Below are 15,117 nucleotides of genomic sequence, written 5' to 3' on the forward strand. Positions count from 1 at the left end.
TCAAAAACGGAACGCACAGGCAGGAAACCAACGGATGGAAAAGGGATAATTTCATCTCAATAAATCGCATCACTGCGTTAGACAGCTGAAGGCCGGAAAAAAGAACCGCTTTTTGACAAAACTGTCAACTATCAATCAAAAAAAATCTCTTTCCCGTTTCTCCTCCCCGCCGTCACCACATCCGGGCGCGCCTGCCGCGCTCCCGTCCATTCCCGGTTCCATGAAGCAGGCCATGAGACCACGCCTCCGCAAAAGTACGCGCGGCATCCGCCGTGTGAGAATGCCCGTCATGCACGGGACTTTCCGCAATGGCCCCGCCTACGCCGGGAGGCCTGGACCTGTACAACTCCAGATGCTCTACACCTCCGGGCTCCTCTTCCCCGCAAATGCCTCGCGCCTTTTCCTGGGTGCGGGCATGGAAAAAACTGCGCTCCAGCAATTCCCTCAGCGTATTAATGCCGCGCCAGACATCCGTGGTTCTGGGGACGACGCGCACATTCACCAATCCCAGCCTTCCCATATTCTCCACGTAGGAAATGCCGTGGGCATCCCTCCGTGCAGCGTCATGGGGCAAAAGATGGAACGTTACCGCAACACCATGATTTTTTTCCCATTCCTTCATTCTTTCAACATAATGGGCCAGGGGCTGCTGGCTGGCGGCATAATGGTCCAGCCAGTGGAAACTGTCTCCCATGATCTGCACAAGCCAAATGGCCGTATGGTCACTCAGCCCAAGATCCCATGCCGTGAAAGTGGGAGCGTCCGGATCAGCCTCAAACTCCACCCCTACCCGCCCCCGCTCCCGCAGGGCCATGATACGGCTGCCGTAAATACTGCCTTCTTCCCCTGTAGCAAAAGCCTCCTGCGGCGTTCCCGGATACTCCTGCTTCATGGAGGCGCCCATCACCCGGGCCATCCGGGCATACCATCTCTTCTGCCCCGCATCCAGAACCACTCCGGTCTCCCGTTCCAGGGAAAGGAAATACTCATCCAGTTCCCTGCTCCATCTGCCGCGCCCCGGCAAAGTGTACTCATCCTGGTCAAACCAGCTGAAAAAAAAGAATCTGAAATCCAAGGGGGAAAGCTCGCTTTTGCCCATGTTTTCCATGGCCTGGCGCGTCAGTTCATAATTCACTCCGTACCGTCCGCCCTCATGAGTGCTTTCTTTCAGAATAAAACCGCCGGGAGGAACTGTATTGATTGCCCCCGTACGGATTTCCCTGGCCCTCCACGGGGCATGCACGGAAACATACGCCAGCTCGGAAACATGGAGAAACTGCATGGTTCCCCCTCGCAGATTCGTCCCCACCCGCACATCGCTCCCATTGGAAAAAGCCAGGCGGCTGCGCGCCAGCGTACAGGGCTGCCATTCCCCCTTTTTTTCCACGCCGGAAAGGCTCTTGATTCTCTCTCCCAGCCGGGCCAGGGCCACATCCATCGCAGAGGGGTTGGGCGGCACGTAATCCAGATGGTCCCAGGCAAAATGCAGCTTGGCCAGTTTCTGCTGGGCGTCCGGCAGGCTTTTGTCAATGATTCCGCAATGGAAATTGGACCGGAACAGGCTCATATCCAGCATCAGCATGGCCACATACGTGGAAATGCCCAACTGGCGCGCCTTCAGGATGTCATTTCTGTACCACAGCCGCTCATGCAGCCGCCGCTGCGCCCTGTTCAGGGAAAAACGCTGAAGCTGACCGGCTTTGTTCTCTATCCAGTACAGGTGTTCCAGTCTCCAAAGCTGGCTGGACAGGACGGACTGCCACGGCAGGCTCCATGATTCCGTCAAATGATTAGAATGTTCCATGTTCCTCTATCAATTCTTTCAACAAGGCTCCTTCCCTGGTCATCCCCTTCTGTGCCTCCGTCCCTTTGTCCAGGGGAAGGCGGTATGCCAGTGGATCGTTCAGCACGTGGGAAACGAACCGGAGCGTCTGCACCATCACGGGATCAAGCAAATCAAACTTTCCCTTCAAATAATTTTCACGCACGCCCAGTTCCTCATACAGCCTGACGACATCCTCCATGAAGCATCCCACAGCCTGCCTTCTGTCCCACCACCATCGTTCCTGGGCATCTGCATCCCCCAGCGTTTCCAAAATCCGGTCCAGGAACCGGGTGCGGCTCATCCGTGAATCTTTCAGGGAAGGTTCCTCCCCGGCTCCCGTAAAGCACTCCAGAGGAATATAGGAATCCCGTTCGGACACCGCAGGCGCTCCCCGGCTGTCCAGATAAACGCCGTTCCATGCATGCACCACATAAGGCGCGCGCGCCTGCCGTACGGGACTTTCCGGAATGCCCGGCATCAGGCGCACGGTATGCCCCGGGTCGTCCGGGTCACGGTAAATCACGCAATTGGCATACATCGCGCGCGCTTCCTCCGGCTCAGGAAGGAAGGGAAGCATGCCGCCTCTCAATTCCTCCTGCCTGCGGTCCAGAACATCAATCAGGGAAATGGCCTCATCCAACGGGAGTTCCCGTTTCCAGGCAGACGTCACCCCCGCGGGAGCCGCTTCGGAATCAATCCGGTAAATCCCCCCCTTCCAGCTAACGCCGGACTCCGTAGCTTCCGGTCGGCCTGCAAAATCCCGCCTCACGGCATCCAGCGTCTCCACAGCCCGGACCACATCCGGACGGCTGCGCCATGCGGCAGGGGCGGGAACGCCACGCCTGACGGAAAAATCTTCTTCCACATACAGGGGGGCTTCCAGAATGGGTTCCGGAAGATGTTCTCCCAAAGCCTCCAGGGAAACATCCTTCGCGCGCAGAGGCCCCAGTCCGGCTCGGAACGGCTTTTTCACCAAATGCAGGTACAGGCCGGGATGTTCCGGATCAGGACGCCAGGAATTCAGCTGGGGGAACTCCTGAAACGCCCGGGACAGTTCCCTCATGCGGTTTTCCGCCAGCCGCTCCATCCTGCGTACGGAACCGCCCGCGTATCCGTCCAGAGCGGACAGGGAACGCGCCAGCCCCTCTTTCACGTGGTCCGGAACGGTAGACAGCAGCCGACCGGACATCAGGCTGTGAGAGTACCTCTCCACCATGGGGAGGCGGACCTCCCCTCCGGCCGGCTCCCAGGCGCGTTCAGCCCGTATCCGGTCATTCATCCCCACCGTCTCACGGAGCATGCCCATGAATTCAACGGTTTCCGGTTCCTCCTTCAGCGTTTTCTTCAGCAGCCCGGCGCGGCGCGCCAGCTCCTCCAGAGGCTCCATAGCCTTATCCGGGCTTGCTGCCCCGTAGCGCGCCCAGGAGGCTACCGTTTCCGGTACGGCGTCATGATCCAGATGGGCAAAAAAATACTCCTTGGACAGCTGGGACAACTCCTCAATCAATTCCGTTTCCCCAGAGAGCTTCCTGCGGCGCGGCACACGTTCCAGACGTTTCAACATCTCCCAAGCGCCTTCCGGGGAAAGCTGATCCGTGCGCATCAGCCTGTCCCATACGACTTCCGCCTTGTCTTCGATCAAAGCCAGGGGATTGGCCGTATTGTGAAGCCTCAGCCGGTGCATTACCAACCCCTTGGCTGAGGAAACGGGCAAATTGTCCGCATCCACGCCCAGCCTCTGCGCGTAACCTACATACTTTTCGTGAATATTCATGCGCTCCAACAGGGCGTCACGGCTCATCAGCGTTTCAGCGGCAAGACGGCCCCGGCCCGTCACCTCCAGACGATCCCCGGACCCCACTGCTCCACGCACGCCGTAACCGGCTTTCAGCATATCCGCCACCGCCATGGCCGTCAGGCTGTCATACAGGCAGGAAAGCCGCCCCCCCTGCACATTTTCCAACCCGGCTGTCAGCCGCAGATAATTGGTATCCCACTCCGGCCGCCCGTTGAGGGCATGCCATTTCCAGCTACGGATCAAATCCCTCTTGGCTGAGCAGGCGGCAGAAAACATCATGGAAACATTAGCCATCAGGTCCGCTTCCGCCGCCGCCCGAGAAGGATGCCAGTCCGACCACCTGCCATTGGGATATTTTATTCTCCACAGCCTTTCCGCCCCCTCCCCTCCGGGAAACGACTGAAACAGGCGCGGAGTCAACTGGAGAAGATTCTCCACCGTTTTCCGCGTCCCCGGATAAATACGCGGAGAAACCTGTTCCGGCCCGGCATGCAGCCGCGGGGCATCCAGCACAGAGGCATAACGGGCCACATTTTCCGGCGCCACCTCCAGAAACCGGGCCAGCAGCCGCCCGTAACTCTCCACAGGCGTGTAGCCGCGCCCCACATGCACGTCAAATTCCTTCATGTTGGGAAGCACGTGGTACAGGCTGTTCACATCCGCCTGGGTTCCCCACACTATGCGGTTCATTTCCCGCAGCTCCGGACTTACCCCGTGGCGTTCCGCTCCTCCAAGGGCGGCCATCATGCCGCTCATCCTGGCCAGGGCGGAGGGCAGGCCGTCCCGGTTAAAAGATTCAGACAACAAATCCGGAGCGTTCAGCAACGCACTTCCTTCCTCCAGCCACCGGCGCGCTCTGGCGCAAGCGCCTTCATCCCGGCAAAATGACTTCCATAAACGAAAAGCCACATGGCCGGACACCTCCTCATGCGGGACGCCGTGCACCCGTTCCATCACTCCTTCATAAACATTGGCTCGTGTCCGGAGATCCATATCCGCCGTAACGGCGTCCCAGTCCCTGCCGGAAAAACCCGCACGGCTTCCCGCCTCTTCCGGATAAGCCAGCAACAACATCCTGTACGGCCGATAAGCGCGCTTCTTCAGCCTCTCTTCCACAAACGCCCGGCGCAAAGCATCCGCCTGGATGTCATATTCCTCCGCATTCCTTAAACGCCATGGGATTTCCCGTCCATTCCTGTTCCGGACCAGCCCCAAATCTTCCTCTTCCATACGGACCAGCGTCTCATACCAGGAAGAAAGAGCCTCCTCCACAGAAGGCCGGCCCTGCGTTCGCTTCATTTTCACGCCGGGAGCCGGTTCCGCCCCATAAACGGGCTGCCCGTCCGCTGCAGCGGCTTCCCCCACGCGGGGCAGGCCGGCACGCAGCAGCCACTTGGTTCTGGCCGCAGCATAATCCGGATGAGGAAAAAGCTTTTTCAACACCGCTTCCGATTCGGGGAAATCCCGCATCTTCCAAGGTCTTGTACGTACAGGAGAAGGCAAGTCCAAAAAATCTCTTACATCCTGCTCCGTCTTCAAAAAAGGCTCTCCGGCTTCATCCAGTGCGCGAGACCACTCCAAAGCCTTTCTGGAAATGTATAAAGATCCCCATAGCGGAGAATTCCGCAGGGACTTCTGCAACAATTCCCCGGCACGGCTTACATCCTTCTCCCGCAAAATTCGGGAAACCGTTTCATCCGGAATGCCGAATACTTTCAGCGGGGAACCGTCTCCAAGCAGCATTCCGGCATGGCGGAAATGATTCAGAGTAATCTTTCCCGCGCCTATCAGCAGGAAAGGCATCATCATGACGGCCTCCCTCAACTGGTCATCCGCGGAAGCCTGTCTGGCCCGCCATCCCTCCCAGTCCACGCCGGACGCCTTATTTGTAAGAGCGCCCACGCCTTCCTGAATGACCATGGGAGTCAACTCCATCAATTTATTTTCCGCCTCCATCTTCACGGCATCCGCCGCAACGGCTCCCATTCCGGAAAAAAACGCACCGGAATTCCCGGATGCGGGCCTCATGGCCCGGAACGCCCGCATTCCCTGCCCCAGCATCTTCTGGCCCAGCTTCGTCATTCCAAAGGAAAGCAAGGTATTCACCCCGCCGGAGACGACAGCTCCCCCCATCTGGGCATCAAACACACCGTCCGGATTCATGCGCCGGGCCTCCGCCATATGGCGCCCCGTCTCCCCCGCCATCAACATACCAAGCCCGGCAGGGCCGCAAAACGCCAAAGCCGTGGACGCTCCCTGCTGGGCCATGTCCACCAGCATCTCCCGGAACCAAGGGGAATCCTTTCCCCCGCGCAGCGGGGCAAACTCCATCCTGGCAAAATTCCTCAGCTCTTCAAAACTCCGGGAATAATTGTCCAGCGCCTCCTTTTCCCTCCCCTCCGGCAGGAGCCATGCCGCGCCGTTTACAGCCAGCTGGGCCGCATTCTCTGCGACCTCTGCGGCGCCGCGTTTAAGCGCGCCCCCCAGGGCATCCCGGAAGGCGGAACGGGAACGAAAATAGGGAGCCATCATGCGGAACACCTTTTGACGGTCTCCATCCCCCAGGGAAGCCAGACAATCCACGGCGCGTATGACGTCCGAAGCTCCGGCAACGGCTTGCCGGTTCAGTTGCACGGCGGGAAAACTTTCTTTCGCCGGCTCATCATTGGCTACCAGCCCCTCCAATCCCTTGCGGATAATCCCGGCGGCATCCGCCAGACGGTTCCTGTCATCCAGAGCATCGGACACGGCCCGGCCCTTCAATTGCCGCGCCACAGCCTGCAACTCCTCCGGCCATAAGGAAATGGCTTCCCTTCCCCGTTCGTCAGGAACCATCCCGCCACCGGACAGAGTACGTTCATACTCTTCCTGGTACAATTCAAACAAAGTCTCCCTCCGGGAAAGGCGCACCTGATTGTGCATGGAAACTGCCACGAATAATTCGTCATCAGACTTTCCGGACGCTCCATACTGCCGCGCCACCTGTTCCCGGATATTCTTCCAGTCCCTCCGGATGCGTTCACGGGGAATCGCCCCGGAATCCGCCACCCAGGACTGCATGACGCACGCGGCAATTCTTTCCCGGTCCGCCGTCCCTGCCGGATACATCGCCTCCGCTTTCATCCTCACTTCCCGCGGAATGGTCATCACATCCCCCGTCAATACGCTATTCCAATATTCCTCCCTTTCCGACTCCCGTTCCGGGAATTTTTCCGTACCGGAAGGTTCGGAGAGCGCCGCGTTCTCTTCCCGGATATGGCTTTCCCCCACAATTCCGGGAACCTCTTTCGGAGAACTCCCTTCCATAGGGAGCGTCTCTGCCTGTTTCCTGTCTCCATGATCCTCCATCATCACTTTCTTTCTTTTTCGTTATTCATATCTGAAAACCCCACCCAGCCGGCATCCTGGAGGCGTTTCTCTTTCTCAAAAACCTTTTCCATCTCCGCCGCCGGCTGCTCCGGGGCCCTCTTCACCGCCTCCGCCAATTCCGTCTGGACACGCTTCCATTCCTCTGCCGCGCGGGCATCATCAGGCGGCCCCCACGCGCCATTCCGGAACATGGAGGACAGGCGCCGGGAAGCAGCGCGACGCAATTCGCGGGGTATTCCCGACATTACCTCGCGCCGCCGGAGCAGCCTTTCCACCTGAACGGCTGGCAAACCTGAAGTGGCCACTTCTATCAGGGCATCAGCATCTTCCTCCCCCCCGCAGTCCTCATCAATCAGAGAGGTCATGCGACACAACAGCATATCGTCCTCCGGAATGCTGATACCGGAAAATTCCGCCGTCTGCCTCCGGTCGCGGGAAGCCGTATAACGCCTCAACTGCTCGGAACTGATCAAGCCATGCTTCTCCGCATTCGCCAATCCGTCATCCCGCAGCAACCCGCCGCCGGACACAGTGGCCGCCAGAGCATCCGCATAACGCCGCTTCAACTCCCCATACGCCGCAGCAGCCTCTTCCGCCACCTTCTTTTCCTCCGGAGTTTCCGGCATCTTCTCCTGCCGGGAAACGAGACGTACCGCAGCAGCAGGATCACGGCGAACCTCCTCCACCGCCCGATTCAGCGCTGCGCGGGAATGCGCTTCCTCCGCCATACGGGAAGCCTCGTCTCCCGTTACAAATATTCCGCTGCCCTCCCTAATCCTGCGTTCGGCCAGAGCGGCCTCTCCCTGCTCCACGGCGGACTCCACCCCCCCGGCCCAAAACCGGCGCGCCTCCTCCAACTGCCCCAGACGGGACATCTTCTGCAAATAAATGCTCCCGGCCGTCTCCAGATTCTCCCTCGCCAGGGCCACGCGCTCCCTCACCGGGCCGGACATCCGGGCAGGCAGATAGGAAGGAAGCCGTTCTGTCAGCGCCTTCTTCCATCTCTCCTGAAGGTGTTCCGAATCCCCTCCTGCTTCCAGCTCCCGCATCACGTCCTGTTCAAAACGGTACATCCCGTCACGGGCCTGCGCCCATTGGCCGGCATCCCTCACCTCCTGCATTTCCTTCAGCGCAGCTCCAGCCGCTCCGGACACATCCATCACGCCCGCCGCCAGGTCCCGCACACTGGCGGCCTGTGCTTCAAAAGCATTCAACGGAATCACGCCGGACAAATCCGGAGCCACATGCAACATTCCAAAATCCTGTATTCGTATAGCCATCGTTAACGGCTTCCAAGCTAGAGAGCGGATGGAACGGACGGCATCCATTCCAAACCGTCACCGTCCGACACTTGCCACTTGCCAAAACCGGGCCGTTCCAACACAATCATCCCTATGCCCCGCATTCGTTTCATTGCCGCATATGACGGACGCCCCTACCTGGGCTGGCAAAGCCAGCCGGGAGGCCGGACCGTCCAGGACGTGCTGGAACGAGCCTTTTCCGGGCTCTTTGGGACCTCCTGCCGCATCCACGGTTCCGGCAGGACAGACGCCGGCGTTCATGCGCTGGGCCAGGTTTTTCATGCAGACGCTCCGGATACCCACCGCATTCCTGCAGACAAATGGCCTGCTGCGCTCAACACGCGCCTGCCCCGAACCATCCGGATTACCCATGCGGAATACGTTCCGCCCGGTTTCCATGCCCGGTTCAGCGCCACGGGAAAAACCTACCGTTACTGTATTTCACGCGCGCCCATCCTCAACCCTTTTGACGCCGGGCTGGCCTGGCACCGCCCTCTGGCATGGAGCGTGGATATTCTGGAACAGGCGGTACACCTGTTCCGGGGAACGCATAACTTCACTGCCTTTGCCGCCCTGCGCGGCAATGAACCGCGCCCTATTCCGGAGGATTACTTCCGCCGGACCATCATGCAGGCGCAAGTGGAACAGGCGGGGGAACATGTCTTCATCACCTTTACCGGAACGGGCTTCCTCTACAAAATGGTGCGCCTCATGACGGGCGCCGCCCATGAAGCCGCACGGGGAAAAATAACGCTGGACGAACTGGCGCGCCTCATCAACGTTCCGCTCCCGGATGACAAAAGCCCGTTTTGCGCCCCGCCGGACGGACTCACGCTGATGCAGGTCCACTACCCGGAAGAAACGTTCGGAGACAAAAAGAAATAAATTGGAACCAGCCGTCCTTCTAGACGCGTGCCGCGCCGTACAGCCCTTCCCTCCTGATCAGCTCCTCCACCTTCCGGTTCAGATGGGGAACCGGACATACGCCCGAACGCAAATCATACCGTATGCGGGTGGAAGAAGCGGGTTCATCCCCTTCAATGAAAAGGGCGCGCACCCCTTTCCTGGGTGATGGAGCCCCGCCGCGGCGGTAAACAATGAACGTCACCAGGCTGGACAAATATTCCCAGCGTCCCCACTGTTCCAGAGAATCCCACTGATCCTTGCCCATCAGCCAGAACAATTCCGCACCGGGATAACGCTCCGCCGTCCGCTCAGCCACCCTCCATGACCATGAAGGAGGCGGAAGTTCCAAATCCGTCCGGTCAAGCACAGCCCAATCCAGCCCTTGAAGAGCCAGCTCAATCATCCGGCAACGCTGGTCATCCGTCACGGAGGGGGCCTGTTCCTTCAGCGGAGACAGGGAACACGGCATAAACAGCACGCGGTCCATTCCGTAATATTTCCGTGCATGCCCGGCCACGCAAACATGCCCCTCATGCACGGGATCAAACGAACCGCCGAAAATACACAGCTTCACCGTCATCCAGCAGAAGTCAGAGTCCTTCCGTTCCCTTGTAAGGCAGAAACCCGCCGATGGGGACGCGCACCATCCTTTTCTCCAGAGGCAGGCGACGGAAGCGGGTAATAAAATCCGTCAGGCGGCCGTAATTGCGCTCCGTCTTGGGAATCCCCTGATGGCCGCAATTCACATCCGGGTTGTAATGCAGCTCAACATGAAGATGGGCAGGATACATGCCGCGGTTCGTGCCGATAGTGCCTACCTGGGTGCCGCGCAGCACCAACTGTCCCAGCACAACGTTAATATCGTTCAAATGGGAATAAAGCGTCTGGCAGCAAAGAACCTTTCCGGACTTGGGTTCACGGAAAGCATGGCGCACAATCACCACCTTTCCCCACGCGCCCCGGGCATCCGCCGCATAAGTTACCACCCCGTGGCCTACGGAATAAACGGGATCGCCCAGATCGGAATTGCCTCCTTTATTGCCGTTCCAATCCTCGCCCATGTGACGGGGACTTTTCAGGCGCAAACCGCGGGACCGGTAATAGCCGTTGCCGTCAGGCTTCCCTACCGGAAAATCAAAACCGTCACAAAGAGGAACAAGCGCAAACTTGCTGTCCCGCCGGGCCATGTAAACGGGAGCGCTCTCGCTGATCAACGCGGAACCGGTCAGAAAAACCAGCGCCAGCAGTAAAAAACGGAAATAGGACATGGGAACGAAAGTCCTTTGTATGCTAAACGGCTCCCTACTCCGTATCAAGCGGAATTCCCCGCATGTCGAAGTTAGAATTCACTAACACGCTGTCCCCTGTTTCCCGATTCCTTTCAACTTGACAGCAAAGCCCCCGTATGAAAGAAGGGAGGAGCGACTCCGTATTTTTCAACACACTTTTTTCTGCATGAATAAGCTAACAACACTCTTCCTCGGAACAGTTCTCTCTTCCTCCATGCTTCCCGGCTGGACCGCAGCACCGCCCAAACCATACGGCGCAATTCCTACACCTGCCCAAATCAAATGGCAGCGCATGGAATTCTACGGTTTCATCCACTTTGGCCTGAATACGTTCACGGGACGGGAATGGGGTTACGGCGATGAAGACCCGAAAATCTTCAACCCCACGGATTTTAATGCCTCCGATATCGTCTCCACCTTTAAAAAAGGCGGAATGAAAGGAATGATTTATACGGCCAAACATCATGACGGCTTCTGCGCCTGGCCCACCAAATCCACGGACCACAACATCACCAAAAGTCCTTGGAAAAACGGCAAAGGAGATGTAGTCAGGGAATTCGCCCTTGCCTGCAAAAAGCATGGTATCAAATTCGGCACCTACCTCAGCCCCTGGGACCGCAACAACGCGGATTACGGCAAAGATGGCTACCTGGACGTTTACTATAAACAAATCCGGGAATTGCTGACCAATTACGGGCCTGTCTTTGAAATCTGGTTTGACGGAGCCAATGGAGGAGACGGCTATTACGGAGGAGCCAGGGAAAAGCGCAATATCGGTGACGCGGAAAAATACTATAACTTTGAAAAAATCGTGGAAATGATCCGCAAAATCCAGCCCGGCTGCATCATCTGGGGAGCGGGCCACCACGGAGACGCCCGCTGGGGAGGCTCCGAAAAAGGCCACGTCAATTATCCCCATTGGAGCACCGTAGGGCTGAACGGCGGAGGCGGAGGCACCGGCATGCGCGGCGGAGAACGCTGGGTGCCGGCGGAAGGAGACACCACCATCAACCATGCCGGCTGGTTCTGGCATCAGGGACAGGCATCCCGCGTCAAATCCCCTGAAGAACTTATGCAGGTATGGTTTGATTCCGTAGGCCGCGGAGCTAACCTCATTCTGAACGTGGCGGCGGACAAAACAGGCAGACTGGATCCTGCGGATGTCAAATCCCTGCTGGAATTCAAGGAACTGCGCGATAAGCTATATGCTAGGGATTACGCGTTGGGAGCAACCGTCACAGCCAGCCAGACGCGCGGCAACGACAAAAAATTCTCTCCCTCCAACATGACGGACGGCAACATTGAAACCTACTGGGCCGTGGAAGATGACAATCTGACCCCCACCGCCATTATTACGCTGCCCAAACCCGCCACTTTCGACGTCATCCGGCTGCGCGAACAAACACGCCTGGGACAACGCGTGGACTCCTTCAATATTGACGCTTTCATCAATGGCAAATGGGTTTGTATCGACAATGAAGGGAAAACCATCGGCAACCAGGTCATGCGCCGCCTGCCCCGCCCCATCACCACCCAGAAACTGCGTCTGCGCATCACGGGCAGCCAGGCCACGCCCTGCATCTCGGAATTCTCCCTCTTCCGCCAGCCCGCGGGCGCCGTACGGCCCTCCATTTTCCGCCGCGGAGACAACCTTATCATCATCGCGGACGGCAAAAATAAAATCCTGTACACGACGGACGGCAGCGAACCCAAGGCAGGATCTCCCGTTTACAGCCAGGGTGCTAAATTTACGAAGTGCGGCACTGTCAAAGCCCGCTGCCAATTCTCCAACGGTAAACTGGGCCCCGTCAGCCAGGCCAAATTCGGCATCAGCAAAACCGGATGGAAAGTGAAAACCGCCACATCCGGAAATGCGGCGGCGGCCATCGACGACAACCCGGAAACCTCCTGGCTAGCCAAGGCGGAAGCGCCTCAATCCTTTGTGGTGGATATGGGAAAACCGTACCAGGTTTCCAGCTTCTCCTACCTTCCCAGACAGGATGGGAAAACCTCCGGCATGACGGATAAATACCAATTTGAAGTAAGCGCGGATGGGAAGAACTGGACGAAAGCGGCGGAAGGGGAATTCTCCAATCTGCGCGCCAACCCCATTGAGCAATCCATTAATCTCAAGAACGTGAATGAACCCGTGCGTTATTTCCGCTTCATCGGCACCAGATCTCTGGACGGCAACAGCGCCTCCGCCGCGGAAATAAACGTTTTCGGCACTCCCGCAGACAAATAAAACCTCCCAGGCTTTCCCCACCAGGGCATTCCGGTTTTTACGGCCGGAATGCCTTTTTTGCGGCACGAATTCATTTTTGCGAAACAGGTTCCGACACAAACTGGCATCAAAACAAGCAGGAGAATATAAGCCGGAATTCCTCCCAACTCATCCTGCAGCGCTTCAGCAGGCTGGGAATATCCCGTATATTGCCGCAACGGCCAAAGGGTCAAAGAGACGGTCCGGCATGGCTGCATCTTCAGACCCAGCGATATGCGGAACATATTGAAATCGGCAAGAGCCCTGCAACCCCATACCAACGGCAGGCCCCCGGGAAAAACGCCTGCTTCCTGAAATCAGCCACGATATCATCTCCAGAAGGTTCTGTTCCGTCTCCTGTCTGTATAGACAATCTTCTTATCGTCTGGAAACCCGGCACTTTCCTTACATCGTAAAATCTATTTTAAGCAAACAACGGACAGAACCGGTCAACTCGGCAGGAGATTTCCGTAAAACAGAAGATTTCCTTTTCAAAAATCAGGCATGAAAAAGGGCGCATCCGAAAGGATGCGCCCTGTACAAAATCATACTGCCGGCAAACTTATTCCTGGCCGCTGAAATCGGGCGTGAGGATCAGGAACTGGTCGCTGATGTCCTTGCCCCTTCTCTTGGGAATGAAGGTATCCTGAAGGTTGTCGTTGTCGTCCAGTTCCAGAGTCTTGGCGCTCTGGGCAGTCGTGAAAATCAGAACCTTGCCACGGAAGCTTTCCGGGTCGAAACGCACGGCATTGCCGGCCACAACGGTGCTGCCGTCTTCACCGGGAAGCACGGAAGTGACCATCAGGGGATATTCCCCTACGGAACTTCCAATACCTACCTTCTTGTTATTGTCGCCCTTGCGCATGACATAGGAAATGCCCACTTCACCGGGGGTCAGGGCCTGTCCGTCGTAAATTTCGCCGTTGGGAGTAACGGTGGAACCGCCGGAAGGAGTCTGAACCTTGGCGTAGAAGTTGCTTTCGGAAACAGACTCATTGCCCAGAAGCTGGCGGAAATAGTCATTGGAAGTATCGCCCTGAAGCGCGCCCAGGCCGCTCATGTAATTATGCTGGGCCACAACGCGGTCGGCAGTGATGTCATCGGGGAAATTGCCCAGTTTGCTGTTGGCCTTGAACTCGTTCATCGCCACACCCACGTTCTTCATGTTGGTCAGGGCCTGCATCTGGTCGCCTTTGTTGATCTGATTCAGAATAGGACCATATGCCACGGAAGCCAGCAGGGCGATAATGGCAATGACAACCAAAAGTTCAATCAGGGTAAACCCCCTGCGTAACTGGCGTGTTGCAAAAGATACTTTCATTGTTGGATATGATGGAATGTTTACAGTTTAAGAAAACCGTACGTGGTTATCTATGTTCGTTTCTACTATTAACGCGATTTCCCAGTCAGGACAAGCATATTCTCATAAAAATCTTGGCCCTGCAAGGGCGTGAAAACTCCGCCTCCGCCCCCCTTGCAAAAGGCCCGGGCCCCCCCGGGCCACAGGGGAAATTCCTACCTGCCGCTGCCGAAAAAGGAACTCAACCCTTCCAAAGCTCCGGCGTCCGGCCTGTCCTCCTCGGCAATCACCTGCCGCTGGAGTTCTGCAATCTCTTCCAGCCCCTTGCGGCCTAATTCCAGCATCCTGTTCATCTGGTCAGCCGTGAACACGGCCTCTTCACCGGAACCCTGCACCTCCACAAACTCTCCCTGGTCGGTCATCACCAGATTCATGTCCACTTCCGCATCCTTGTCCTCCACATAGCAGAGATCCAGCAGAGCCTCTCCCCCCAGTATTCCCACGGATACGGCGGAAACCAGCCTCTTCATGGGAGACTCCGCCAGTTTTCCTTCCGCGACAAGCTTGTTTACGGCAATGGCCAGAGCTACGGAAGCCCCGGTAATGGAAGCGGTGCGGGTACCGCCATCAGCCTGTAAGACGTCGCAGTCCACCCAAATCGTGCGCTGGCCAATCTTGCCCAGATCCACGGCCGCCCTCAGAGAACGGCCGATCAGACGCTGGATCTCGCTGGAACGTCCGTCCAGTTTCCCCGCCGTAATATCCCGGCGTTTACGGTCAAGCGTGGAATAGGGAAGCATGGAATACTCCGCCGTCAGCCATCCTCCCTCCACACGCTGAACCTTCATCCAGCGGGGCACATCCTCCTCAATCGTAACGGCGCAAATCACCTTGGTGCGTCCGAAAGTCACCAGCACGGAAGCCGTGGCATTCGGGGCAATACCCGTTTCAAAGCTGATCGGACGCAACTGGTCCACAAGTCGTTTATCCTGACGTTCCATGCGGGGAATCATGACGGATGCCGTCATCTTTTTCAAATGGAAAGATGGAATTCCCCTTCCAAACA

9 protein-coding genes are annotated in these 15,117 nt (G+C 57.5%); 2 read left to right on the forward strand and 7 right to left on the reverse strand.

The genetic code is table 11. The annotated features are described in order from the left end of the window. Positions 1 to 172: 172 nt before the first annotated feature. The 3 genes from O4G22_RS02210 to O4G22_RS02220 are packed head-to-tail and all read right to left on the reverse strand — an operon-like array spanning position 173 to position 8,272. On the reverse strand, positions 173 to 1,804 hold the full coding sequence (locus O4G22_RS02210; protein ID WP_306702048.1) for a hypothetical protein: 1,632 nt from the start codon (positions 1,802 to 1,804) through the stop codon (positions 173 to 175). Next, a complete protein-coding gene (locus O4G22_RS02215; protein WP_306713916.1) occupies positions 1,791 to 6,974 on the reverse strand; it encodes a hypothetical protein in 5,184 nt (1,727 codons plus the stop codon). The genes O4G22_RS02210 and O4G22_RS02215 overlap by 14 nt, the downstream gene beginning before the upstream one ends. Further along, the gene (locus tag O4G22_RS02220) at positions 6,974 to 8,272 is read right to left on the reverse strand and encodes a hypothetical protein (RefSeq protein ID WP_306702051.1); all 1,299 of its coding nucleotides are present in this window, start codon (positions 8,270 to 8,272) and stop codon (positions 6,974 to 6,976) included. Before O4G22_RS02220 ends, O4G22_RS02215 begins: the two co-directional genes overlap by 1 nt. Positions 8,273 to 8,386: 114 nt before the next feature. Here O4G22_RS02220 and truA point away from each other — a divergent pair, with 114 nt between their 5' ends. After that, positions 8,387 to 9,178: a tRNA pseudouridine(38-40) synthase TruA gene (gene truA, locus O4G22_RS02225; protein ID WP_306702052.1), complete on the forward strand. Its 792-nt coding sequence runs from the start codon at positions 8,387 to 8,389 to the stop codon at positions 9,176 to 9,178. 19 nt (positions 9,179 to 9,197) lie between these two features. Here truA and nadD read toward each other — a convergent pair whose 3' ends face one another. Continuing rightward, positions 9,198 to 9,779: a nicotinate (nicotinamide) nucleotide adenylyltransferase gene (nadD, locus tag O4G22_RS02230; protein ID WP_306702053.1), complete on the reverse strand. Its 582-nt coding sequence runs from the start codon at positions 9,777 to 9,779 to the stop codon at positions 9,198 to 9,200. Between the two features lie 10 nt (positions 9,780 to 9,789). Continuing rightward, positions 9,790 to 10,467, reverse strand: coding sequence for a M23 family metallopeptidase (locus tag O4G22_RS02235; protein WP_012419445.1), 678 nt, complete (start codon positions 10,465 to 10,467; stop codon positions 9,790 to 9,792). Positions 10,468 to 10,654: 187 nt separating this feature from the next. Between O4G22_RS02235 and O4G22_RS02240 the strand changes: the two genes are divergently transcribed. Then, positions 10,655 to 12,733, forward strand: a complete 2,079-nt coding sequence (locus tag O4G22_RS02240; protein WP_306702054.1) for an alpha-L-fucosidase — start codon at positions 10,655 to 10,657, stop codon at positions 12,731 to 12,733. Positions 12,734 to 13,313: 580 nt separating this feature from the next. On the opposite strand, the gene O4G22_RS02245 is transcribed toward O4G22_RS02240, so the two are convergent. Further along, complete coding sequence (locus tag O4G22_RS02245) at positions 13,314 to 14,072, reverse strand: type II secretion system protein (protein WP_022198426.1); 759 nt, start codon at positions 14,070 to 14,072, stop codon at positions 13,314 to 13,316. A 194-nt stretch (positions 14,073 to 14,266) separates the two neighbouring features. Beyond that, entirely contained in the window at positions 14,267 to 15,079 is an 813-nt protein-coding gene (gene rph, locus O4G22_RS02250) for a ribonuclease PH (RefSeq protein WP_094137418.1), read from the reverse strand. Positions 15,080 to 15,117: the final 38 nt, after the last annotated feature.

The organism is Akkermansia muciniphila, from assembly GCF_030848305.1.
GTDB classification, from domain to species: Bacteria; Verrucomicrobiota; Verrucomicrobiia; order Verrucomicrobiales; family Akkermansiaceae; genus Akkermansia; species Akkermansia muciniphila_A.